This is a genomic window from Pseudoroseomonas cervicalis, from assembly GCF_030818485.1.
GTDB lineage: Bacteria > Pseudomonadota > Alphaproteobacteria > Acetobacterales > Acetobacteraceae > Pseudoroseomonas > Pseudoroseomonas cervicalis_A.
The window spans coordinates 1,597,197-1,618,128 of record NZ_JAUTAJ010000004.1; the positions used below are offsets into that span (position 1 = coordinate 1,597,197).

Genomic DNA, 20,932 nt, shown 5'->3' on the forward strand with positions numbered 1-20,932 from the left:
TCAGTACCGCCTGTAAATGCCGATGGATGCTCGCCCGAAGATCCCCCCCGAGCGCTGACTGCCCTTCACCACCTCGGCCACCAGGCGCCGGGCGTTCACCAGCTCTTCCATCGAGCGGAAGGTCAGTTCGCGGCCGTCGGCGAAGCGGGTCTTGGCCACCCCGTTCACCGCCATCTCGACCATCGCCTGGTCGATGCGATCCAGGTCGGCCTGGGTCAGCCCCTGGGTCGGCAGGTCTACCATGCGTGCTCCTCCCGGCCGCTGCGGCCGAACCATCCTTGCCTCCCGAAGCCCATCCGGCGCCGGGTCGGCCGCTCCTCCTCTTCGGGCTCGGCCTCTGGCTTGGCGGCCGGCGCGGCAGGCGCCGCCTCGGCCGCGTTGCCCGCAGCTGCAGCGGTGCCGGTATCCTCAGCTGCCCGCTCCTCGGCCGGAGCGGTGCGTGCTGCGAGGGTCGGTGTCCACAGCTCCTGCAGATCCTGCTGGGCGTCGACGGGGCGGCGGATCTCCGCCTCCAAGGCCGCCCACCGCGCCTCGGTCATGCCGGCGGTGCCGTGCATGGCGAGGGCTCGGGCATAGACCGCCGTGTCGAGCAGGTCATTGGTGCGGCGCTTAATCCAGCGCCGGCCAGTGACCTGCTTGTTTCGGTCCAGCACATCCTCCAGCGTCTCGGCCGTGAGCTCTGACAGGTGCTCGAGGGTTGTGGCCTCGCTGAAGCGCATCGCGCCAACCGGCCAGACACCGTCAGTGTCAGGCCCCTGCTCCGTCTTTCGGAGGGCGTCGGCGATGTCGATCTTCAGGTTGTAGGTCCCGACCGGCCACAGCAGCACGACGCCGATCTTCTCGCCGTCGATGGTGACGTCGCGCTTGCTGGGCGCGCTGAGCGGCGGCAGCCGGGGGTCGCCCTGCCCGTCCAGCGCGTAGATCTTGGGCTCGCTCCGTGCCGCGTGCCGGCGGCAGTACCGGTAGACGTGATGCGTCGCGTAGCCGGTATCGATGCCCCAGGAGACCGGGCGCATCTCATGCCCCCAGGCGCTCCTCCAGGACCGCGCCATCAGCTCGTCATGCGCCTTCCAGGTCGCCGCCTCGGTCGGCTTCCCGGGGAGGATCTCCACATGGATCTTGTAGGGCGATAGGTCTCGATCGAAGCCCCAGACCGACGATACCAGCCGGTCGCCCTGGCAGTCCGTTGCGCCCACCAGGAACAGAACCTCGGCCGGCACCGGGGCCCGCCAGATCTCTCGCCTGGTGTAGAGCACTGCCTCGCTCGGCATGTCATGCCGAGCCTCATAGGCCTCACCCTTGATCTGCTGGGCAACAACCTTTTCCTTCCGGGGGTCGCCTTTTGCCGCGAGCAGCCGAAGGGCAATGCGCGCCCAGGAGATGAAGGGGCTGTACAAGGCGTTGATGGCGTATCCGGCGTGCTTCAGCAGACGCTCAGGAAATTCGTGGACCCAGCTGCCGCGTGCCACAATGTCGCGCTTGTGGCGGTGCTCGATGGCCTCACCACATGCCTCGCACACGTAGTGCGCCAGCTCGGGCGCCTCTTCCGTGTAGTGCAGCTGCTCGAACTTCAGATCCTGCTCGTATCTGCAGTGCGGGCAGGGCACGACATACCGCCCCTTCGACGATTGCTCGTACAGGGCCGTGACGCGGCAGCGCAGCTTCCCGTCATGCGTCCGGCCGCCCTCCCCTGGGGTGGAGCAATCTACGACCTTGATGCCGCGCTCGGACCAAGCCTGCGTCCGCTCCAGAGCCTGATCCTCAGGCGCGCCGCGACCGTCAGAGTCGTCCGGGAACTCCGATAGCTCCTCGAAGATGACCACCCGCGCCGAGCGCATCTGCAGCGCCTTCGAAGCGTTGGCACCGACCACCTGCAGGAAGCCGCCGGAGAAGCGCTTAAAGGTGGCCGTCGATCCGTCTCCGTCGCGGGACACGACCTCATCGACCCGCTGCCGCAGGATCGCGCTGCTCCGGATCATGGGATCCAGCTTCAGCTTGTTGTAATCGGACGCCATTTGGATAGAGGGCGTCACCACCAGCACGGGAGCCGGCGTCTCCGCCATGATCTGCCCGAGCAAATTCAGCTCGGCATCCGTCGCGCCAACCTGAGCGCTCTTCTTAAAGGTGACGCGCTCCGCCGGATGCGAGAGCGACATCACCTCCATCGGCTCCCGGAGATATGGCACCAGATCGGTGCGGTAGGGCCCAGGCACAGGAGAGCCGCTTTCGGGCGGCACGATGCGGTGCTCTTCAGCCCATTCCCAGCAAGTTCGCACCGGATCTGGCATCAGCCCCCGCGCCGCCGCCCCGAAGACGACAGGGCGCGAAGCAGGCAGATCAAGCGCCGCGCTCATCCTCCTTCCTCTCCTCAGGCTCCGCCGCGTCGGCACCGAGCCGGCGGCTCAGATCGGCCAGCACCGCAACCAGGGCCTTGTTCAGCATGTGGGTGATTGCACGCGGCGCGCTCTCCGCTGCCAAATCCTCGGCAAGGCGCGGCGGCAAGGCGAGCAGTTCGTCCCGCGTGAGGCGGAACGCTTCGAAGGTGTCCCGGTCAACCTCTTTGGCGTGTCGGATCTGCTGCTTCTCGCGAGCCAGGGCGATCTGCTCTTGCTCGCGGAGCGCGGCTTCGCGCAGCGCTCGCTCCGCCTGGTAACTCGGCCCGGACAGGGCACGCGGCGCAACTTCCGAGGCAGCCATTTCGAGTAGCTGCTGCACATCGCCCAGCATCTGGTCGGCGAGGGCGACATTGATGCGCCCATCCGGCAGGACGGCCGGCGCGGCCAGCTTCCCGAGGCGTTTCAGCTTCGAGATGTACGCCGCCGAGACGCCGCGATGGGCAGCATAGTCCTTCGACGAGACCACACCGATGGCGCGCTGAACCTCGCCAGCCATCCTGTACCTCGCTGAACCTGAATGAACCTCTTTGCTGAACCCGCCACTACCGAATGTGCAGGGCTCGAACCACTGTGCACGTTTCCACCCCGGGGAGGACCCAAGGGGGTGGGGGGTGGCTCGGGGCGCCCCCCCCGCGCCGTCGCGGTCGCCCGTCCTACCGGGGCAGGACCGGGGGCTGGGGGCGAGGGAGGAGCCCGGCCTGCGGCGTTAGACCTTGGCGAGCTCGGCCGCCAGAGCGGGCGGCAGGCGCTTGGCGATGGAGGCCTTGGCCGTCTCCCGCCAGGCCAGTCGCGGCCGATACCGCGGCGCGCTTCGCATGAAGACATAGACCGGCAGTGGCCGGCCGCCAGATCCTTTGCGGTAGATGCCTGGTGGCAGCGTGCTGCCATCCCATTTCGTGGTGCGCCCCTCGCCCATCCGGAAGATGGCGAAGTACTCTTCCCCCCGCCGAAGGCCGCGTTGCCGACGCTTGCGCCGCTGATTGTCTCCGGGGTTGAGTGCGCCCAGAACAGACAGGATTTTGATCAGCTGCCCGGTGCGCGGGTTGCCGTTGCGGTCCAGCTCGGCGAAGCGGCCCGGCATCATGAAGACCCTGGTGCCACTGATCAGCGACAGACGAAGCTCAGCGCGCTTCTGGATGCGGGTTCCGCCCTCGGCCTGCAGTTGCAGCGCGCTCACAGGCTTGGTTCTCGAGCCGCCCGTGTAGGCATCCTTGAAGGTCACCACCGCGGTCAGATCTCGTTCAGTGGCCCACTGGATCCGGGTACTGTTAAGCACCCAGGGCGTGGCCTTGAAGAAGGTGGTGCGCACCTTCTCCCGAAGGTCCGACTGGGTCCCCTGCGCAGTGGTGTTCAGCACCCGCCGCTGGGCGGAGCGAAGGCGCCTGGCCTTGGCCTCCATGGCCAGCCGCCATGTGTGTGGATTGACGTCGAGGGTCAGCTGCAAATCGAGCCCTCCAACGCAAAGCGCCCGGGACCTCTCGGCACCGGGCGCAATTCAAGCAATGATGGATTGGTATTCCGAAACCGGGCGAAGCGTCAAGCGGCTTCGATCCATTCCCCGATCAGGCAGTATTGGTGCAGCGCCACCTGCACGGCGCGCAGCACCGAGCGCCGATCCAGTTTGCGCTCCACCGCCAGCTGCTCATGCCCCCAGTTGTCGACGCAGATGGCCATGGTCAGGTCATACAGCGTGACGCAGCTGCGCCGGCTGGCGCGCTGCTGCTGCGCCCACTCGCGCCAGGGCCGGAAGCGATTGGCGAAGGCGGGCGTCAGCCCGGGCGGCAGGTCTCCCGGCCGGAGCGGGCCGCGCGGCGCGCCGTAGGTGTTCGCCGCCAGGCCGGGGCCGCTGCCCACGATGGCCGCATGCACCCGACGGATCTCCAACCCCGCCTCCAGCTGCTTTTCGCGGATCCGCCCCTCCTCCCACAGCCGCTCCAGCATGTCGGTGTGGAGCAGCCGCAGCCGGCTCCGGTCGCCGCTGGGTCGGCTGATGCCTCGCAGCTCGGCGGCCGTGGCCAGCAGTTGGTCGCGGATAGCCTCAGTGGTGACGAAGGCCTCGCCGGGAGTCGCGGCGCCGGCCGGTGCCGTGGTGCGGAATTGCGCCGAGGAGAGCTTGGCGCCGTTGATCGTCAGCGTGAGGGCCATGATCGGAGCTCCTATGCAGCGGCGGCGACGGGGCGCGCGGGCGGGTCGCCCAGGCAGCCGCGCCGATGCCAGGCGGCGAGATCGGCGTGGTAGCGCTCGAGCGCCGGATTGGCGGGCGGCGGAGGCGCCTCGGCCTCGACCTGCTGGGCGATCTGCTGCTCGAGGTAACGGATCGAGCGGATCTCCGGACGCTCCGGCTGCTGCGCAAAGGCGCTGGCCACCTGGCGGATCACCGTCGGCGACCAGCCCTTCCGGAGCCAGCCGCCCACGACCTCCGGCTGCGCGAGGCCCAGGCTGAGCATCGTGGCGAGCTCGCGGGCCAGGGCCTGAGCCTCATGGCCGAAAACCGCTTTCCCGGAAACCGAGGAAGAAGGAGAGGAGGAGGATTGATAGTTATGAGAAAGGGATTCTCTCTCCGCGCGCGCGCGCGTGGGGGTTTCCGGGTTTTCGGTTTCCTGGGTTTCGGCTTGGCGCGCCGCGGCGCCGCCCTCGATCGACAGCGGCAGGTGGCCCTGGCTGCGACGGAGGCGCGCCTGCTCCGCGGTTTCGCCCTTGCGCGGCCGGCCTCCAAGGCGGCCATTCTCGGCCGCAGCCCCAGCGCGGCGTGGCGCCATCGCCTCCAGCAGCGGGATGCGCAGGCCGGTTTCGTCCTGGGTTACCAGGGTTTCCCCAATCAGGATTTCCAAATGGGTTTCGGTTTCGGTTTCCGAGGCGGAAACCAGCAGCGAAACCCGGGAAGCCGAGGTGAAGGGAATGGCGCCGCCATGCCGCAGCGCGGCGCGGGCCAGCAGCAGCCAGAAGGCGCGCACCGCCAGCGGCAGGGTGCGCAGGCGCGCATCCTCCTCCAGCAGCCGCAGCAGGCGCTCCTGCAGGTTCACGCGGGCCATGGCTTATCCCTCCCTCCCCGTCACCGCGGCGCCGCTGCGGCTGCGCCAGGCGGGGCTGTTGTCGATCTCGGATTCGTCGCGGAACCAGACCGCGTGATCGCTGAAGCGCAGATCCGTGTGCCCAGTCGGGCCCTGGCGGTTCTTCGCGATGAAGATGGTGGCCTTGCCCTTGGCGTCGGCCGTCATCGCCTTCCAGCCCTCGAGGCGGGCATCGAAGGCCTCGGGCGTCTCCTTCGGGGTGCGCTTGGGCATGGTCCGGCTGAGGTAGTAGTGCGCCCTGTGAAGGAACATCACCTTGTCGGCGTCCTGCTCCAGCGCGCCGGAATCGCGCAGATCGGAGAGCGTCGGCGTCTTGTCGTCGCGTCCCTCGACAGCGCGGCTCAGCTGCGACAGCGCCAGCACCGGCACGCCCAGCTCGCGCGCCAGCGCCTTCAGGCCGGCGGAGATCTCGCTAATCTCCTGCACTCGCCCCTGGCGCCGCGCCTCCTCCGAGGCCCGCATCAGGCCCACATAGTCGACCACGACCATTGCCAGGCCACCGCGCTTGATGTCGCGGCGGAGCCGTCGCGCACGGTGCCGAAGGCGCGGAACCGAGATGCCGCCGCGGTCATCAATGACCAGCGGCACATCCCAGGTTTCCATCTCGGCCGCCTGCAGGCGCGCCTCCTGCTGGCGGTTCAGCGGCGGCGGCGGCTCGGCGCCGCCCCGGTCCTCCGGCAGAGCCAGCTGGCGATGCGTGAAAACGCTGGCGACCGAGAGGTTGGCATGCGCTGCGGCGACACGGGCGCCCAGCTGGTCCGCCGCCATCTCGCCGGACCAGACCAGCACCCGGCGGTGATCCAGCGGGGCATCGGGCGTGCCTAGGCTGTCGCGCAGCGCGGCAGCGGCACGCACGGCGATGCCCATGGCAAGCGCCGTCTTGCCCATGGAGGGCCGCGCGGCCAGCAGGATCAGCTCCCCGGGCACCAGGCCGCACAGCATGCGGTCGAGCGCCTGGTATCCTGCGCTGATGCCCTGAAATACGCCGCCGCGCGCCAGCGCCTCCCGGCCCTTGGCGATGGCGGTGGTGACGGCCTCGCCCAGCGGCACCGCCGGGGTTTCGTCCTGCAGCTGCTCGGCCAGGCTGAGCAGCCCGGCCTCCAGCGCCTCCACGGCGGCGCGGCCGCTGGGGACGCCAGCATCCTCGGCGGGCGCGCAGGCGGTGTAGGCGGCATCCGTCGCCAGCTCGACCACCCGGCGCGAGACCCAGGCATTCACCACCGTGCCGGCATAGGGCACCGCCAGCGAGCGCATGCAGCCCGCCGTGAGCAGGCTGGCAAGGTAGCCCGCCCCGCCCGCGTCCGGCAGCTGCCCTGCGGCCTCCAGATCCATGCGCACATGCACGCAATCGGCGATCTGGTCGGCGCGGCGACGGCGGTCGATGACCTCCCAGATCAGCCTGTGCTGGGGGTGCGACCAATGCTCCGCCGACAGCATCCCATCAAGGTCATGCCAAACAGCCTGGTTCATCATCAGCGAGCCGAGGACGGCCTGCTCAATATCGTGCGGCCGCGGCTGCTGCAGCTCGGGGACGAGGGAGATCATCAGCAGTTCCTCATGGCCTCGATCCCTGCGCGCGCCTCCTGGCGCAGCAGCAGCTCGGTATCGGTGCGGCGATGCAGGGCGGCGCGAGCCGCTTCCTGCTGCGCCAGTGGCAGGGTGTGGATGGCGTAGGCGCTGGTGCAGGCCAGCGCTGCCAGGGCATCGCCCACAGCACGGCCGGCTAGGGCGTCCAGCAGCGCCTGGCGCAGGCGGATATCGGCCGGCGGCAGGTGGGGCATCAGCGCGCGCCCTTGGGCAGCGGCTTGCGCGTGCGGATGGCGAGGTAGCGCGCGCCGTCGCCGCCGAGGAGCGGCTGCTGCACGAGCAGTACCAGGCCAAGGGCATGCGCCTCCGAAGCGCGATCCGCTTCATCCAAAGCGATGCGCGCCGGAGGCAGGAGGCAGTTGCGCGCGTCCCGCGCCTGAGCCAGCCGCCCCTGGTAGTAGGCATGGCGCGCACCAGGACCAGCCTGCCGCAGCCAGGCGCGGAAGCTGCCATCGGCCACCTGGGGAGCGCCGCTCAGCTCCGGTAGGGCCATGCCCTCAGCCGTGATCCGAACCATGCGCGCCGCACCACCCGGCGGCGCCCAGACCTCCAGCAGCCCCAGGGCCGCGGCGTCGTGCACCGTCTTGCGGGCGGTGGGGATGCTGCCGATGGCAAGCGCCTCGGCAATGATGCCGTTGCTCGGGCATTGCCGCCACTCAGCGCCGCCATTGGCCGCCAGCCAGGCGACCAGGCGCCGGGCCCGGCGCTCGACATGCTCGTGCAGGGCCACGCCTGCGGGGCCGGTGGCCATGCCGCGCGCCGCGCTCACAGCTGCCCATCCTGCGCCGGCGGAATCACGCCGTGCGCCTCGATCAGCTGCGCGGCGCGGCGCAGCTCGTCCCGCGCCACGGTCAGGACCATGTCGCGATGTGCCATGCGGCGCTGCAGGTAGCCCTCGACGCCGCCCTGATAGATTCGGATCGTCAGGAAGCCGCAGCGGATCTCGATTGGGTCGGCGGGGACATAGCCGCAGCGCCAGCGGCCGAGGTGGAAGGTGCAATCGGTCGGCATTGCGGGGTTTGCTCCATCCGCAGGCGCAGCTCATGGACCAGGTCGAGCACTTCGCGCTCGAACTCGTCAGAGGCGGCCATTAGGGCGATGATCTCGGGGGAGCGCGGCGCGGCCTGGGCATAGAGCCAGGCGGAGGCGGCGCGCGGGGTCGCATCGGCCACGCGCGCGATGCGCTTGGCAGCACCGCGGCCACCCCAGGTGGCGCGCAGCGCGGCGCCGATCCTGGCCCGGATGACCGTCAGAAAGTGCGTTTCGATGTAAACTTGCGATGTCGCGTTCATGCCCTGCATGCCCCATCATCCTGGCCATGCAGTGCAGCATTGGTCTCGAAGAGCACCTGAACGGCGCCGGGCTGGAACCCCGGCGCCGTTCGCATTTCGGAGAGGGGGCGGACGGGAGTCTGGGCCGCCTCCTGGTCCACCGCCGGGGGAGGAAGGCGGGCGGCGGAAGCCGTGCTGGCGCGGACCGTCCCGTTGCCGGAACGGCCCGCACCCTCCACCATGGCCGCACCCCTGCGTGCCATGGAGGATCTGGACAGCCGATGATCGAGACAATTCTGATCGGCGGCTTCGTGCTGCTGCTGGTGCTCGCGTTGATCGGGAAGCTCTTCGAAAAACAGCTGCGCCGCCTCGATGAGAGGATGAGCGGCAATCCGGCCACGCCAGCGCCCATACCGGCCCCAGCACCCGCGCCGCCTCCTGCGTTCACCCGACCGCCGCCCGAGGGCGACAGGGTCCGCTTTGGATACCGGGACCGAGAAGGCCGCGACACCATCCGGCTGGTCACCCCGATCCAGCTGACCTTCTTCGACGAGCCCAACGGAGATCACGGCATCAACGGATTCACCGGCTACTGCCATGATGCCCGCGACACCCGCACCTTCCGCGTCGACCGCATGACCAACGCCTACGTTTTCGACACAGGCGAGGTGCTGGCCGACGCTGCGGCGATCCAGAAATGGCTGGCGGAGGAGCTGCCGACGCCTTCCGGCAGACGGCGGCGCAAGCCTCGCTACGCCACGCGTCGCCCCGAATGACGGAGGAACCGCAATCACGCGGCTTGCTCCTGTCGGGCACCAAACTTCTCGGTCAGCACCCGGATGACCACCGGCAGACGCTTCGTAGGGATGCCCGTCTTGCGCCACTGCGACACCGCAGCGGTGCTGATGCGGCACTCCTTAGCGACTGCGGTGACCGCGCCGCGGCGTGTGAAGAGGGTATCTTCCGGCTCGGACATACCCCGCACTTAGCAAAACTAAGTGACCAACGCAATCATCTTCAGCAGGAGACTAAGTGCGCGCAACCTGATGTGGCGTGGCATCAGTGCCTTAGCACTAAGGGCCCGCTTCCCATGACCACAATCAATCCGAAGGCCCTGGCCATCGGACGCCGGATAGCCGCAAAAAGAGAACAAATAGGATACAGCCAAGCGGAACTTGCTGCTAGGATCGGCGTCACGGATGGCGCGATCGGGCAGTACGAGACCGGCCGAGCCGTCCCAAGAATTAATCGCTTGGAGCGGATTGCCGTGGAACTTGAGACCTCTACGGACTGGCTCCTCACCGGGGGCGAGGGAGAGGAACAAGCTAAGGCTCAGACCAAAGCCGAGCTTGAAGCGCTCCTGCTCATCCGCTCGCTGGCGGCCGATCGCCAGGATGCCGCACTGGCGATGCTGCAGGGTCTCGTGGACCGGATACCCCGCAAAAAGTAGCGCTCGCTTAGTTTTACTAAGTTTTCCGTTGCGGCCTATCGCTTAGTTTTGCTAAGTCTCCAGCGCGCCATCCCGGCGCCGGAGGCTCCCTATGCAGATCGAACGCGCGGCGCCATCGTCGCCCGCCTCTCTGCCCTGCGTCGCCATCGTCGACCCCAGCCGCGGCTGGCTGGCGACGATCCACCCCTGCGACCAAATCGACGGCAGCGCCGAGGCCGCCCTCAAGCACCTCTCCCGTCAGAATCCCGGCCCGGCCATGCAGTCCGCCCACACGCTGATGCTGGCCGCGCTGCGGCTGGCGCGGCACCGCGACGGCATGCCGCTGCCCGCCGACGACAAGCCAGCCTACGTCGTGCTGCGCCGCCTGCCGGCAGACACCGAGCTTTTCCCTTCCGAGATGATGGCGTCCAGCGCCGCCGAAGAGCTGGCCGACAGCCGGCCGGGCGAGGCGTTCCGCATCGCTCTGCTGCTGGACACCCACATGCGGAGGCCGCGCCATGCTGGGTGACGCCCTGGTGCGCCTAGCGGCGGAGGCCGAAGCCGCGATCGACCGCGACCCGGCGGAGTTGCCGCTGGGCTGGATCGACGAGGTCCAGCGCCACGCCAATGCCCTGCTGCGCAAGCCGCGCCCCGACCAGGCCGAGCTGCGCCGCCTGGGTGGCCGCATTGGCGGCGTGCTGCTGTCGCTTGTCTCGGCGCCGCGCGGCAGCGAGGCCCTGGCCCGCACGCGCATCGCCGATCTGCGCCGCCACGCCGAGGCCGTCCGCGCCGCCGAGGACCCCGGCGGCCTGCGTATCCCCGAGCCTGCGAACCGCAACGTCCCCGTGGGCCGCCTGCCCTGGCCGCAGGAAATCGGCCTGTGAGCACCCGCCCGCATCCCCGCCCGTCCTGCGAGACCGCCGCCCAGCTGCTGGCCGGGCGCCGCGGCGCGGGCGCCACCCCCAACCACGACGGAGGCCGCCCCATGGGCCCCGATACGATCCGGCACCGCGAGCTGCTGGACCACCTGCGCACCATCACCCCGGCCGAGGCCGCGGCGGAGATGCTGTCGCTGGAGCAGGAGCGCGACCGTCTGCGCAGCGTGATCGACGCGGTGCTGCCGGCCGATTCCATCACGCCCGCCCCCGGCGCCGAGGCGCCTCGCTGATGTCCGTCCTTCACGTCCAGGAGCATCGCCGCATGTCGGACGAGCTGATCGGCGACCCTAGCCTTCTGCGCAACTTCGGCCAGGTCATGGCCGCGCTGGAGGAAGGCCGTTTCAACCGCGACATCACCGACGCTTTCAGGGAGCTGATCGGCACCCTTACCGACAATCCGTCGGGCAAGGCGAAAGGCAAGCTCGCCCTGCAGATCGCGGTTTCGATCGATAATGGAATCGTCGAGATCGCGGGCGACTTCAAGGTGACCGCGCCCAAGCTGGTCCGCGGCTACAGCGTGTTCTGGCCGACGCCCGAGGGCAACCTCATGCGGCGCAACCCCAATGAGCCAGAGCTACCGCTCAGCGACGTGATCGTGCCGTCGCCGCGCGGCCTCGCCTGAGCAGCAGACGCCGAAGAGGGAGAGGCAGAATGAAGGCCCTCGCAGAAATGGGCGTGGTGGCGCTGGTGCTGTTCGCCATCATGAACCTGGTCACCGTGCTTCAACGCGGGGCGGAGCTGCATGCTCTGCTGGGCGACCTGTGAGCGAGGCCCCTCCCCCGCTGCCGCCCGCCGAGCTGCGCCAGCAGGCCATCGCCGCGGAGCTGCGCCGCCAGGACCCGGAGCGCTACCCGAACACCGAGGCCGGCGGGCATCAGGCAATGGAAGACGCGGCCGCGGCCATGGACGCCGAGGTTGCGCAGCCCGAGCAGCCCGAAGGCGTGGCGCCGGAGCAGTGGGCCAGCGTGCTGGCTCAGCGGCCCGCCGCAGTGCGGCCCGATGCGTGGCACCGGATGATGCTGACCAGCCATCGCCTCGCCGCCAGGGAGAGCCGCCTAGCCCAGATCCTTTACGAGCAGATCGAGATGACCGCCGACCATGAGGGCGGCATGGCGCCGACGTGGGAGGAGATGCAGCAGCAGGCCGCAGCCCCAATCCCGCGCGGCAAGCGGCAGCGGGAGGATCGCGCGTGGTGCTCCATGCACCTGATGGAGTTCCGGGCAAAGGCACGCGAGCTGCTGGCCATCCATGACGCGCACGCGCTGGAGGAGATCACCGCGCTGCTGAGCAGTCGAGCCGCCGAGATCCGCGCTGCCCAGCAGCAGGGAGGAGCCGACGATGCCGGGTGATGGTTCCCCCCGGATCGTGTGTTGGTTCTCAGCCGGCGCCGCAAGCGCCGTCGCGACCAAGCTGATGCTGGCTCGCCGTAGCAACGCCGAGGTGGTGGTGGCTCGCTGCATCGTCCCGGAGGAGCACGAGGACAACGACCGCTTCGCCCATGATTGCTCCAGGTGGTTCGGGCGGCCGATCATCGAGGTGCGGAGCCAGGACTATGCCAGCTGTGAAGATCTTTGGGCCGAGCGCCGATACATGGCCGGGCCGCGTGGCGCCATCTGCACCACAGAGATGAAGAAGGCGGTTCGCTGGACCTTCGAGCGGGAGTGGATGCCCGACCAGCAGGTATTCGGCTACACGGCCGAGGAGCGGCGGCGGGTGGGCAACTTTCGCGCTGGCAACCCCGACGTGCGCCTGCTGGTGCCGTTGATCGACGAGGGCCTGTCAAAGGCCGACTGCCTTGCCATGGTGGACCGCGCCGGCATCGAGATCCCGGCCATCTACCGTCTAGGCTTCCGCAACGCGAACTGCCTGGGCTGCGTAAAGGCGACAGCGCCGTCCTACTGGAACCGCATCCGCCGCCACTTCCCCGGGGTGTTCGCTCGCCGCGCCACGCTGTCGCGCGAGATCGGCTGCCGGCTGGTGGAGCTGCATGGCGAGCGGATCTTCCTGGACGAGCTGCCGCAGGATGCTGGGGCCGGCGAGCAAGACCCCGACATGGAATGCAGCCTGATGTGCGCAATCGCCGAGAGCAAGCTGCAGACCGCCGCCGCCCAGCAGCAGGGATGCGCCGACGATGCCAGGTGATCACCCCCAGCGCATCCAGCTCCGCCGCCTGAAGGGCTGGAGGATGCCGGAGAACACCGTGCGGGTGTGCCGGCCGGGGATCTTCGGCAACCCCTGGCGCCACACCGATGCCGCCGTGGCGGTGCGCATGTATCGCGTCTGGCTGACGGGCGGCATGCGCAGCCTCGACATGTTCGACTGCACCAGGGCCGTCTCGGGCAACCTGTCGGACGCCCGCCGCAACGTGCTGGCCGGCCTGCCCACGCTGCGCGGCAAGAACCTGGCGTGCTGGTGCCGGCCCGGCACGCCGTGCCATGCCGATGTCCTGTTGGAGATGGCCAATGCCTGACGGAAGTCTCCCCATCAGCCTGCCGCCCCGCTTCCTCTCACGCGAGCAGGCGGCCGAATACCTCGGCGTCAGCACCGGCACGTTTGATGCGGAGGTCCGGGCCGGCACCTGGCCCCAGCCGCTGCGGCGCGGCCCCAGCGGCCGGCGCTTGACGTGGGACCGGCTTGCGCTGGACGCTGCGGCCGATCTGGCCTGTGGGGTGCGCCGCCCTCAGCCCGGAGCCAGGGCGGCCCGCAACACCTGGGATGACGTGTGACCCTCATCCGCCTCCGCTACGTGCAGCGATTCGTCGATCGCTACGGCAAGGCCCGCTACTATGTGCGCAGGCCTGGCACCAAGCGCGCCGCGCTGCCTGGTCAGCCGGGATCTCCCGAGTTCATGGCGGCCTACCAGGCCGCAATGGCAGCAGCGCCGGACAAGGCGCCCATCGGCGCCACGCTGACGGTGCCGGGCAGCATCGATGCCCTGGCTGTCGACTGGTATGGCTCCGCCCTCTTCCGGCAGCTCGCGTCCTCCACCCAGGCTGTCTATCGCCGCAACCTGGAGCGCATCCGGGCCGCCCATGGCCACCGCCTGGTGGCCGACCTTGACGCGCAGGTTGTCCGGCGGCTGATGGCCAAGCAGATCGAGACGCCGGCCGCGGCCAACCACGTCCTGCGGATGCTGCGCCTGCTGATGCGCCACGCGATCGACCTGGAGTGGAGGCCCGACGACCCCACCAGAGGGGTCCGGCGGTTCCGGGAGCGCCAGGAAGGCGCCCGCACCTGGTCCGAGGAGGACATCGCTCGGTTCGAGGCGCACCACCCCATCGGGAGCCGTGCCCGCTTGGCCATGGCCCTCTTGCTCTACACCGGCCAGCGACGGTCAGATGTGGTCAAGATGGGCCGGCAGCACCTGAGGGGCGGCAGCATTTTCGTTCGCCAGCAAAAGACCGGCGCGGAGCTGCTGATCCCCCTGCACCCCGAGCTTCGGCGGGTCCTGGAGGCGACCCAGGGCGAACACCTGACCTTCTTGACCACCCAGGCCGGCGCGTCGTTTGCCTCACCGACCGGATTCTACAACTGGTTCGTGGAGGTGACCCAGGCAGCCGGATTGCCCAAGGGCCTCAGCCCGCACGGGCTGCGCAAAGCCGCGGCGCGGCGTCTGGCCGAGGCCGGATGCTCGGCGCACCAGATCGCGGCGATCACCGGCCACAAGACGCTGTCGGAGGTGGAGCGCTACACGCGCGCGGTGGACCAGGAGCGCCTGGCCACGGCCGCCATTCTGAAGCTCGGCGGGGCTGGATCGTGAACGCCGATTGTCAAACTCATCCGGAGTTTGACAAATTCAGCATCTAACCCGCTGAGTTTGGCGGTTATTTTCCTGAGATGGCGTCCCCAACGGGATTCGAACCCGTGTTACCAACGTGAAAGGCTGGTGTCCTAGGCCTCTAGACGATGGGGACAAGGCCATATTCGCCGCCGCCCGGCGGGGCCGTGACGGGGCGGGCGCTTAGTAGCCCGGCCCCGCCAGCACGTCCAGAGGGCGGCGCCGGCTTTTCCTGTGGAAATCCGCCTCGTCCGGTGGACCCATCCAGCCCTCAGGCCAGCGCCCCATCCTGCACATGCAGCCCGGCGGAGACGCTGCCATTCCAGTGCTCGGCGCGCAGCGCGCCGGCCAGATGCACCGGCGCGCCGCGGCTGTTCAGCAGCAGTTCGGCCAGCGGGCCCTCCTTGGCGCGGAAGCAGATGGCCTTCAGGCGGCCACCCGCCTCGCCTTCCAGGAAGGCGCGCACCGTGTTGCCCTCCTTGCCGACACGGTCGGCGCGCACGATGCGGACGCGCGGGAAGATGAAGACCGGCTCCTCATTGCCGGCGCCGAAGGGGCCGAGGCGCGCGACCTGCGTCGCCAGCTCGGCCGTCGCCGCCGGCACGCGCAGCGTGCCATCCACCACCAGATCGGCGCTGCCCGGCAGCTCGGAGGCGTGCGCCAGGCGCTCGTTCAGGAAGGCGTGGAATTCCTCCTGCCGCTCCAGCCGGAAGGAGAAACCGGCGGCCATGGCGTGGCCGCCCCCCGTCTCCAGCAGGCCGGATTGCCGCGCCGCGATCACCGCAGCCCCCAGATCGATGCCCGGCACCGAGCGGCCGGAGCCCTTGGCCAGGCCGTCGGACACGCCGGCGACGCAGGTCGGGCGGTTGAACTTCTCCTTCACCCGGCCGGCGACGATGCCGACCACGCCGGGATGCCAGCCCTCGCCGCTGATCAGCAGCACCGGATGGCCGGCCCCGGCCTGGGTCTCGGCCTGGGCGAAGGCGGCGGCCAGCACCTCGCTCTCCACCTCCTGGCGGCGGCGATTCACCGCATCCAGCCGCTCGGCCATGATGCGCGCCTCCAGCGGGTCGTCGCAGGCCAGCAGGCGCAGGCCGAGATCCGGCTCGCCGATGCGGCCCGAGGCATTGATGCGCGGCCCCAGCAGGAAGCCCAGCGTGTAGGCCGAGGGCGCGTCGCGCGCCTGGGCGACCTCCAGCAGCGCGGCGATGCCGGGGCGCTCGCCACGGCCCATCACCTTCAGCCCTTGCGTGACGAAGGCGCGGTTCAGCCCGGTCAGCGGCATCACGTCGCAGACGGTCGCCAGCGCCACCAGGTCCAGCAGGTCGCGCAGATCGGGCGGCTCGCGCCCCTCGAAGAAGCCGCTGCGGCGCAGCGCGCGCAGGGTCGCGACGGCCGCCATGAAGCTGACCGCGGCGGCGCAGAGATGCTTGAGGCCCGAGCCGCAATCCAGCCGGTTCGGGTTGACCGCGGCGGCCACCACCGGCACCGGCCCCTCGGCCTTGTGGTGGTCCAGCACCACCACATCGGCGCGGCCGCGTGCGGCCTCCAGCGCCGCATGGGCGGCGATGCCGCAATCGACGCAGACCAGCAGCGTCGCCCCGCCATCGCAGAGCGCCGCGATGGCGCCGGGATTGGGGCCGTAGCCCTCCTTCAGCCGGTCGGGCACGTAGTGGCGCACCGGGCAGCCGAGATCGCGCAGGAAGCGCAGCATCAGCGCGCCGGCGCAGGCGCCATCGACGTCATAGTCGCCGAACACGGCGACGGGCTCGCGCGCCCGCACCGCCTGCGCCAGGCGCTCCGCCGCGCGGTCCATGTCGACCAGCACGGAAGGGTCGGGCAGCAGCGCGCGCAGCGTGGGCTCGAGGAACAGCGCCGCCTGCTCCGGCGTCACGCCGCGCGCCGCCAGCAGCTGGCCGAGCAGCTCCGGCAGATCGAGGCGCTGCGCGATGGCCATGCCGATGCGCGTATCGGCCTGGCGCCACACCCAGCGCCGCCCCAGCACCGAGCGGGCGACGCCGAGCACGGCCTCGCCCGCCGGCGCCATCACGCCAGCCGGCTCAGGAAGCAAAGTCGCTCGGCTTCAGGCTGAAATTGTGGTGCCCCTCGATGTAGCGCACCGTGCCGGTCTTGCTGCGCATGACGATGGAATGGGTGTAGGCGGCGGTGCCGCTGCGGCGCACGCCATGCAGCATCGGGCCGCCGGTCACGCCGGTGGCCGCGAACATCACATCGCCCTTGGCCATCTGCTCGGCGGTCAGCTTGGCATGCGGATCGGTCAGGCCCATGCCGCGGGCGCGCTCGATCTGCGACTCATCCTCGAACAGCAGGCGGCCCTGCATCTGGCCGCCGATGCAGCGCAGCGCGGCGGCCGCCAGCACCCCCTCCGGCGCGCCGCCGGAGCCGATGTAGAGGTCGACGCCGGTGCTCGGCTGCGACACGGCGATCAGGCCGGCGACATCGCCATCCGGGATCAGCATGATGCGCGCGCCGGCCTCGCGGCAGGCCTTGATGATGTCCTTGTGCCGGTCGCGGCCTAGGATGCAGACCACCAGGTCGTTGATCTCGACCTTCTTGGCGCGGGCCAGCTCGCGCAGATTGGTGGCGACACCGGCATCGAGGTCGACCACCCCCGCCGGCAGGCCCGGGCCCACCGCGATCTTGTCCATGTAGATGTCGGGCGCGTGCAGGAAGCCGCCATGCTCGGCCACCGCCAGCGTCGCGATCGAGTTCGGCCCGCCGGTGGCGCAGATATTGGTGCCCTCCAGCGGGTCGACGGCGATGTCGACCTCGGGGCCGCCGGAGCCCACCTTCTCGCCGATATAGAGCATCGGCGCCTCATCCATCTCGCCCTCGCCGATGACGACGGTGCCGCTGATGGCGATGGTGTCGAAGGCGCGGCGCATCGCGTCCACCGCGGCGCCATCGGCGGCGTTCTTGTCGCCCCGGCCGATCCAGCGGCTGGCGGCCAGCGCCGCGGCCTCGGTGACGCGCACCAGTTCGAGGGCGAGGTTGCGGTCTACGGGGGTGGTATCGCGACGCATGGTGGCTCCTGTTCGTCCCGGTGCGGGGCCTGCGCGGGAAACGGCCCCGCCCAGGCTGCCCGTCTCAACGCTGGTCAGAGGGTTTCGATGCGGATCAGCGCCGGCGGTTCCAGCACCGCCTCCAGCGCGGCGATGCGCGCCAGGGCGGCGCGCATGGCGGATTCGCGGCAGGCATGGGTGGTCAGCACCACCGGCACCGCCTCGCCCGGCGCCCGGCCGCGCTGGATCATGGATTCCAGGCTGACGCCATTGTCGCGCAGCACGCCGGTGACATCGGCGATGACGCCCGGGCGGTCCAGCACCATCAGCCGCAGATAATAGGCGCCGTGATGGCTCTCCATCGGCTGGGCCGGGCTTTCCGACAGCGCGGCACCCGCGGCGCCCCAGACCGGGGTGTGGCGGCCGCGCGCGATGTCGATCAGGTCGGCGGCCACCGCGCTGGCGGTGGGACCGGCGCCGGCGCCGCGGCCTTCCAGCACCACGCGGCCGACCGCGTCGCCCTCCGCCACCACGGCGTTGAACACGCCATCGACGCGGGCGATCGGGTGGCTGGCCGGCACCATGCAGGGATGCACGCGCGTCGCCACCCCCGCCTCGCCCTTCTCGGCGATGCCGAGCAGCTTGATGCGGTAGCCGAGCTCGCCGGCCAGCTTGATGTCGAGCGCGGTGATGCTGCGGATGCCCTCGACATGCAGCGCGCCGAAATCGACCGGGCGGCCGAAGGCCAGCGCCGCCAGGATCGCCAGCTTGTGGGCGGCGTCCACGCCATCGATGTCGAAGGAGGGATCGGCCTCGGCATAGCCGAGCTTCTGCGCCTCGGCCAGCACATCGGCGAATTCGCGGCCCTGCTCGCGCATGCAGGTCAGGATGTAGTTGCAGGTGCCGTTCAGGATGCCGGTGACGCGGCGGATGCGGTTGGCGGCCAGGCCCTCGCGCAGCGCCTTGATGGCGGGAATGCCACCCGCCACCGCCGCCTCATAGGCCAGCGCCACGCCGCGCGCCTCGGCACTTTCGGCCAGCGTGGTGCCGTGCAGCGCCAGCAGCGCCTTGTTGGCGGTGACCACCGGCTTGCCGGCGGCCAGCGCCGCCTCGACCAGGGCACGGGCCGGGCCCTCGCTGCCGCCGATCAGCTCGACCACCACATCGACCTTGGGGTCGGCGGCCAGCGCCACCGGGTCCTCGTACCAGCGCAGGCCTTCGAGCGAGACGCCGCGGTCGCGGTTGCGGTCGCGCGCCGAGACGGCGGTGACCACCACGGGCCGGCCGGCGCGGGCCGCGATCAGCTCCGCATTGTCACGCAGCAGGGCGAGCAGACCGGCGCCGACCGTACCCAGGCCGGCGACCGCGACGGAAAGCGGACGCGTCATTCTTTCACCAGTTCAGCAGGGGCGGCCTCGGTGAGCGGGCCGCCATTGTCGGTGGCCAGGAAGCTGCGGATGCCGCGCAGCGCCTGGCGGATGCGGTGGGTGTTCTCCACCATGGCGATGCGCACATGGCTGTCGCCATGCTCGCCGAAGCCGAGGCCCGGGGCCACCGCCACCTTCGCCTTGGCCAGCAGCAGCTTGCTGAACTCGACCGAGCCGAGGGCGCGGTAGCGCTCCGGGATCTCGGCCCAGACGAACATGCCGGCCTCCGGCACAGGGACGTCCCAGCCGGCCTGCTTCAGCCCCTTCACCAGCACGTCGCGGCGCTCGCGATAGAGCTTGCGCATCTCCTCGATGCAGTCCTGCGGCCCGTTCAGCGCGGCGGTGGAGGCCACCTGGATCGGCGTGAAGGCGCCGTAGTCGAGATAGGATTTCACCCGGGTCAGCGCGGCGATCAGGCGGCGATTGCCGGCGGCGAAGCCCATGCGCCAGCCGGCCATGTTGTAGGTCTTGGACATGGAGGTGAATTCCACCGCCACATCCTTGGCCCCCGGCACCTCGAGGATCGAGGGCGGCACCCGGTCGCCGTAATACAGCTCCGCATAGGCCAGGTCGGACAGCACGAAAATCTCGTGCTTCTTCGCGAAGGCGACGATCTCGCGGTAGAAATCGAGATCGGCCATCAGCCCGGTCGGGTTGGACGGGTAGTTGATGATCAGCGCCGTCGGCTTCGGCACCGAATGGCGCACGGCGCGGTCCAGCGCCTCCAGCATCGTCTCATCCGGCGTGTGCGGCACGCTGCGCACCGAGGCGCCGGCGATGATGAAGCCGAACTGGTGGATCGGGTAGGAGGGGTTCGGCACCAGGATGGTGTCGCCCGGCGAGGAGATGGCGGCGGCGAGATTCGCCAGCCCTTCCTTCGAGCCGAGGGTGGCGACCACCTCGGTCTCCGGGTCCAGCTCCACATTGAAGCGGCGGGCATAATAGCCGGCCAGCGCCCGGCGCAGCCCGGGAATGCCCTTGGAGGCCGAATAGCCATGCGTGTCGGGGTTCTGCACCGCCTCGACCAGCTTCGCCACGATATGCGGCGGCGTCGGGCTGTCCGGATTGCCCATGCCGAGATCGACGATGTCCTCGGCCGCGGCGCGCGCACGGGCCTTGGCCTGGTTCACCTCGGCGAACACATAGGGCGGCAGGCGGCGGATGCGGTGGAATTCCTCGGTCATCGTCCAAGTCCGTGTGAATCGGGGCCGCGACCATAGAGCAGATCGCCGCGCGGCGGAAACCGCCGCGCGGCCCCGGTCAGGGTTGCGCCCGCCGGTGGTGGCGGCGGCTAGAGGCGCGGCGCGGCGGGCACCCCGCCCGGCTCCGGCGGCGGCGCGCCGGGGCTGGGCGCCAGCAGTTCGGCCGGCGGCGGCGCCGGCGCCATGCCGGGATCGGCCGGCAGCTCCGGCACGGCGCCCGGCTGGTCGCCGGCCTGGCCCGGCGGCAGCGGCCGCACCGGCGGCGCGGCGGCCAGGCGCGGCGGCGCCGGCGGCGCGGCGGGCAGCAGCCCCGCCCCTTCCGCCCCCGCCGGCGGCGGCGGCACCGGGCGCCCGGCCTCGATCGGCAGGCGCGACTGGCCGCGCGCCTCGGCCAGCGCCGCGCTCAGCGCCTCCCGCTCGGAGGCCGAGCCGCGCGGCGGCGCCGGCGGCACCGAGGCCAGGTTGGGATAGGCCGCATCGGCGCCGGGCGGCAGCGGGCGGCCCTGCAGCGGCTCGCCGAAGGCGTTGTTCCAGAACTCGACCGGCCCTTCCGAGGGGGAGCCGACGCAGCCCGCCAGGGGCAGGGCCAGAGGCAGGCCGAGCGGCAGGGCCAGCAGCGCGGCGCGCCACCGCGGCCCCGCTTGCTGCCGCCGGGGGCGGGCACTACCGTGCCAGGGGCTCCGACCGCCGTGCTGCTCCATGCTCCGCCCTTTCCGACCGATGGCCCCGGGATAGCCCGAAAGCCTCGCAGGGTGAAGCGCCGGGGCGGCGGCAGGCCGGGCGGGCTTTGACACAGAAAGGCGCGCAGGC

At 70.4% G+C, this 20,932-nt stretch carries 26 protein-coding genes and 1 tRNA gene; 10 read left to right on the top strand and 17 right to left on the bottom strand.

Annotated elements, in window-relative coordinates; genetic code table 11:
• From QE401_RS11275 to QE401_RS11320, 10 genes are all read right to left on the bottom strand, one after another.
• Nucleotides 1-243 carry a hypothetical protein gene (locus tag QE401_RS11275; RefSeq protein ID WP_307138297.1) on the bottom strand — a complete coding sequence of 81 codons (243 nt, stop codon included), beginning with the start codon at nt 241-243 and terminating at the stop codon, nt 1-3.
• The gene (locus tag QE401_RS11280; protein ID WP_307138298.1) at nt 237-2,354 is read right to left on the bottom strand and encodes a phage terminase large subunit family protein; all 2,118 of its coding nucleotides are present in this window, start codon (nt 2,352-2,354) and stop codon (nt 237-239) included. Before QE401_RS11280 ends, QE401_RS11275 begins: the two co-directional genes overlap by 7 nt.
• Nucleotides 2,338-2,892 carry a hypothetical protein gene (locus QE401_RS11285; protein ID WP_307138299.1) on the bottom strand — a complete coding sequence of 185 codons (555 nt, stop codon included), beginning with the start codon at nt 2,890-2,892 and terminating at the stop codon, nt 2,338-2,340. The genes QE401_RS11280 and QE401_RS11285 overlap by 17 nt, the downstream gene beginning before the upstream one ends.
• Nucleotides 2,893-3,102: 210 nt before the next feature.
• Entirely contained in the window at nt 3,103-3,840 is a 738-nt protein-coding gene (locus tag QE401_RS11290; protein WP_307138300.1) for a hypothetical protein, read from the bottom strand.
• A 92-nt stretch (nt 3,841-3,932) separates the two neighbouring features.
• Complete coding sequence (locus QE401_RS11295) at nt 3,933-4,541, bottom strand: hypothetical protein (RefSeq protein ID WP_307138301.1); 609 nt, start codon at nt 4,539-4,541, stop codon at nt 3,933-3,935.
• Nucleotides 4,542-4,552: 11 nt separating this feature from the next.
• The gene (locus QE401_RS11300; RefSeq protein WP_307138302.1) at nt 4,553-5,428 is read right to left on the bottom strand and encodes a hypothetical protein; all 876 of its coding nucleotides are present in this window, start codon (nt 5,426-5,428) and stop codon (nt 4,553-4,555) included.
• 3 nt (nt 5,429-5,431) lie between these two features.
• A complete protein-coding gene (locus QE401_RS11305) occupies nt 5,432-7,012 on the bottom strand; it encodes a replicative DNA helicase (protein WP_307138303.1) in 1,581 nt (526 codons plus the stop codon).
• Nucleotides 7,012-7,248, bottom strand: a complete 237-nt coding sequence (locus QE401_RS11310; RefSeq protein ID WP_307138304.1) for a hypothetical protein — start codon at nt 7,246-7,248, stop codon at nt 7,012-7,014. The genes QE401_RS11305 and QE401_RS11310 overlap by 1 nt, the downstream gene beginning before the upstream one ends.
• On the bottom strand, nt 7,248-7,823 hold the full coding sequence (locus QE401_RS11315) for a hypothetical protein (protein ID WP_307138305.1): 576 nt from the start codon (nt 7,821-7,823) through the stop codon (nt 7,248-7,250). Before QE401_RS11315 ends, QE401_RS11310 begins: the two co-directional genes overlap by 1 nt.
• A 154-nt stretch (nt 7,824-7,977) precedes the next feature.
• Nucleotides 7,978-8,355 carry a hypothetical protein gene (locus tag QE401_RS11320; protein WP_307138306.1) on the bottom strand — a complete coding sequence of 126 codons (378 nt, stop codon included), beginning with the start codon at nt 8,353-8,355 and terminating at the stop codon, nt 7,978-7,980.
• A gap of 251 nt (nt 8,356-8,606) precedes the next feature.
• Here QE401_RS11320 and QE401_RS11325 point away from each other — a divergent pair, with 251 nt between their 5' ends.
• Nucleotides 8,607-9,101, top strand: coding sequence for a WYL domain-containing protein (locus tag QE401_RS11325; protein WP_307138307.1), 495 nt, complete (start codon nt 8,607-8,609; stop codon nt 9,099-9,101).
• Nucleotides 9,102-9,115: 14 nt separating this feature from the next.
• Here the strand turns inward: QE401_RS11325 and QE401_RS11330 are convergent, their stop codons facing one another.
• Entirely contained in the window at nt 9,116-9,301 is a 186-nt protein-coding gene (locus tag QE401_RS11330; RefSeq protein ID WP_307138308.1) for a hypothetical protein, read from the bottom strand.
• Nucleotides 9,302-9,415: 114 nt separating this feature from the next.
• Here QE401_RS11330 and QE401_RS11335 point away from each other — a divergent pair, with 114 nt between their 5' ends.
• From QE401_RS11335 to QE401_RS11375, 9 genes are all read left to right on the top strand, one after another.
• Nucleotides 9,416-9,775 (top strand): helix-turn-helix domain-containing protein, encoded by a 360-nt coding sequence (locus QE401_RS11335; RefSeq protein WP_307138309.1) that lies wholly within the window; start codon nt 9,416-9,418, stop codon nt 9,773-9,775.
• Nucleotides 9,776-9,866: 91 nt separating this feature from the next.
• A complete protein-coding gene (locus QE401_RS11340; RefSeq protein WP_307138310.1) occupies nt 9,867-10,283 on the top strand; it encodes a hypothetical protein in 417 nt (138 codons plus the stop codon).
• Entirely contained in the window at nt 10,273-10,638 is a 366-nt protein-coding gene (locus tag QE401_RS11345; RefSeq protein ID WP_307138311.1) for a hypothetical protein, read from the top strand. Before QE401_RS11340 ends, QE401_RS11345 begins: the two co-directional genes overlap by 11 nt.
• Nucleotides 10,635-10,922, top strand: a complete 288-nt coding sequence (locus tag QE401_RS11350) for a hypothetical protein (protein WP_307138312.1) — start codon at nt 10,635-10,637, stop codon at nt 10,920-10,922. The genes QE401_RS11345 and QE401_RS11350 overlap by 4 nt, the downstream gene beginning before the upstream one ends.
• Nucleotides 10,923-10,954: 32 nt before the next feature.
• Nucleotides 10,955-11,314 (top strand): hypothetical protein, encoded by a 360-nt coding sequence (locus QE401_RS11355; RefSeq protein ID WP_307138313.1) that lies wholly within the window; start codon nt 10,955-10,957, stop codon nt 11,312-11,314.
• Between the two features lie 139 nt (nt 11,315-11,453).
• Nucleotides 11,454-12,041 (top strand): hypothetical protein, encoded by a 588-nt coding sequence (locus QE401_RS11360; protein WP_307138314.1) that lies wholly within the window; start codon nt 11,454-11,456, stop codon nt 12,039-12,041.
• Nucleotides 12,031-12,834: a hypothetical protein gene (locus tag QE401_RS11365; RefSeq protein WP_307138315.1), complete on the top strand. Its 804-nt coding sequence runs from the start codon at nt 12,031-12,033 to the stop codon at nt 12,832-12,834. Before QE401_RS11360 ends, QE401_RS11365 begins: the two co-directional genes overlap by 11 nt.
• Nucleotides 12,824-13,162 carry a DUF4326 domain-containing protein gene (locus QE401_RS11370; protein WP_307138316.1) on the top strand — a complete coding sequence of 113 codons (339 nt, stop codon included), beginning with the start codon at nt 12,824-12,826 and terminating at the stop codon, nt 13,160-13,162. The genes QE401_RS11365 and QE401_RS11370 overlap by 11 nt, the downstream gene beginning before the upstream one ends.
• A 252-nt stretch (nt 13,163-13,414) precedes the next feature.
• The gene (locus QE401_RS11375) at nt 13,415-14,452 is read left to right on the top strand and encodes a tyrosine-type recombinase/integrase (RefSeq protein ID WP_307138317.1); all 1,038 of its coding nucleotides are present in this window, start codon (nt 13,415-13,417) and stop codon (nt 14,450-14,452) included.
• A 78-nt stretch (nt 14,453-14,530) separates the two neighbouring features.
• On the opposite strand, the gene QE401_RS11380 is transcribed toward QE401_RS11375, so the two are convergent.
• The 6 genes from QE401_RS11380 to QE401_RS11405 all read right to left on the bottom strand — a co-directional run bounded on the left by QE401_RS11380 (nt 14,531) and on the right by QE401_RS11405 (nt 20,823).
• Nucleotides 14,531-14,606: transfer RNA gene (locus QE401_RS11380), tRNA-Glu, on the bottom strand.
• Nucleotides 14,607-14,741: 135 nt separating this feature from the next.
• A complete protein-coding gene (gene recJ, locus QE401_RS11385; protein ID WP_307140230.1) occupies nt 14,742-16,517 on the bottom strand; it encodes a single-stranded-DNA-specific exonuclease RecJ in 1,776 nt (591 codons plus the stop codon).
• A 13-nt stretch (nt 16,518-16,530) separates the two neighbouring features.
• On the bottom strand, nt 16,531-17,514 hold the full coding sequence (gene glpX, locus QE401_RS11390) for a class II fructose-bisphosphatase (protein WP_307138318.1): 984 nt from the start codon (nt 17,512-17,514) through the stop codon (nt 16,531-16,533).
• Nucleotides 17,515-17,588: 74 nt separating this feature from the next.
• Nucleotides 17,589-18,881 (bottom strand): homoserine dehydrogenase, encoded by a 1,293-nt coding sequence (locus QE401_RS11395; protein ID WP_271137714.1) that lies wholly within the window; start codon nt 18,879-18,881, stop codon nt 17,589-17,591.
• Nucleotides 18,878-20,104, bottom strand: a complete 1,227-nt coding sequence (locus QE401_RS11400; RefSeq protein ID WP_271137713.1) for an LL-diaminopimelate aminotransferase — start codon at nt 20,102-20,104, stop codon at nt 18,878-18,880. Before QE401_RS11400 ends, QE401_RS11395 begins: the two co-directional genes overlap by 4 nt.
• A gap of 107 nt (nt 20,105-20,211) precedes the next feature.
• Nucleotides 20,212-20,823, bottom strand: a complete 612-nt coding sequence (locus tag QE401_RS11405) for a hypothetical protein (protein WP_307138319.1) — start codon at nt 20,821-20,823, stop codon at nt 20,212-20,214.
• Between the last annotated feature and the right edge of the window lie 109 nt (nt 20,824-20,932).

What these genes read in the sequence shown, in the direction of transcription:
- QE401_RS11405 (WP_307138319.1), bottom strand. Translation starts at nt 20,823, where the DNA reads ATGGAGCAGCACGGCGGTCGGAGCCCCTGGCACGGTAGTGCCCGCCCC.
- QE401_RS11295 (WP_307138301.1), bottom strand. Translation starts at nt 4,541, where the DNA reads ATGGCCCTCACGCTGACGATCAACGGCGCCAAGCTCTCCTCGGCGCAA.
- QE401_RS11335 (WP_307138309.1), top strand. Translation starts at nt 9,416, where the DNA reads ATGACCACAATCAATCCGAAGGCCCTGGCCATCGGACGCCGGATAGCC.
- QE401_RS11280 (WP_307138298.1), bottom strand. Translation starts at nt 2,354, where the DNA reads ATGAGCGCGGCGCTTGATCTGCCTGCTTCGCGCCCTGTCGTCTTCGGG.
- QE401_RS11340 (WP_307138310.1), top strand. Translation starts at nt 9,867, where the DNA reads ATGCAGATCGAACGCGCGGCGCCATCGTCGCCCGCCTCTCTGCCCTGC.
- QE401_RS11370 (WP_307138316.1), top strand. Translation starts at nt 12,824, where the DNA reads ATGCCAGGTGATCACCCCCAGCGCATCCAGCTCCGCCGCCTGAAGGGC.
- QE401_RS11400 (WP_271137713.1), bottom strand. Translation starts at nt 20,104, where the DNA reads ATGACCGAGGAATTCCACCGCATCCGCCGCCTGCCGCCCTATGTGTTC.
- QE401_RS11395 (WP_271137714.1), bottom strand. Translation starts at nt 18,881, where the DNA reads ATGACGCGTCCGCTTTCCGTCGCGGTCGCCGGCCTGGGTACGGTCGGC.
- QE401_RS11330 (WP_307138308.1), bottom strand. Translation starts at nt 9,301, where the DNA reads ATGTCCGAGCCGGAAGATACCCTCTTCACACGCCGCGGCGCGGTCACC.
- QE401_RS11355 (WP_307138313.1), top strand. Translation starts at nt 10,955, where the DNA reads ATGTCGGACGAGCTGATCGGCGACCCTAGCCTTCTGCGCAACTTCGGC.
- QE401_RS11365 (WP_307138315.1), top strand. Translation starts at nt 12,031, where the DNA reads ATGCCGGGTGATGGTTCCCCCCGGATCGTGTGTTGGTTCTCAGCCGGC.
- QE401_RS11305 (WP_307138303.1), bottom strand. Translation starts at nt 7,012, where the DNA reads ATGATCTCCCTCGTCCCCGAGCTGCAGCAGCCGCGGCCGCACGATATT.
- QE401_RS11285 (WP_307138299.1), bottom strand. Translation starts at nt 2,892, where the DNA reads ATGGCTGGCGAGGTTCAGCGCGCCATCGGTGTGGTCTCGTCGAAGGAC.
- QE401_RS11325 (WP_307138307.1), top strand. Translation starts at nt 8,607, where the DNA reads ATGATCGAGACAATTCTGATCGGCGGCTTCGTGCTGCTGCTGGTGCTC.
- recJ (WP_307140230.1), bottom strand. Translation starts at nt 16,517, where the DNA reads ATGGCGCCGGCGGGCGAGGCCGTGCTCGGCGTCGCCCGCTCGGTGCTG.
- QE401_RS11275 (WP_307138297.1), bottom strand. Translation starts at nt 243, where the DNA reads ATGGTAGACCTGCCGACCCAGGGGCTGACCCAGGCCGACCTGGATCGC.
- QE401_RS11345 (WP_307138311.1), top strand. Translation starts at nt 10,273, where the DNA reads ATGCTGGGTGACGCCCTGGTGCGCCTAGCGGCGGAGGCCGAAGCCGCG.
- QE401_RS11320 (WP_307138306.1), bottom strand. Translation starts at nt 8,355, where the DNA reads ATGCAGGGCATGAACGCGACATCGCAAGTTTACATCGAAACGCACTTT.
- glpX (WP_307138318.1), bottom strand. Translation starts at nt 17,514, where the DNA reads ATGCGTCGCGATACCACCCCCGTAGACCGCAACCTCGCCCTCGAACTG.
- QE401_RS11310 (WP_307138304.1), bottom strand. Translation starts at nt 7,248, where the DNA reads ATGCCCCACCTGCCGCCGGCCGATATCCGCCTGCGCCAGGCGCTGCTG.
- QE401_RS11300 (WP_307138302.1), bottom strand. Translation starts at nt 5,428, where the DNA reads ATGGCCCGCGTGAACCTGCAGGAGCGCCTGCTGCGGCTGCTGGAGGAG.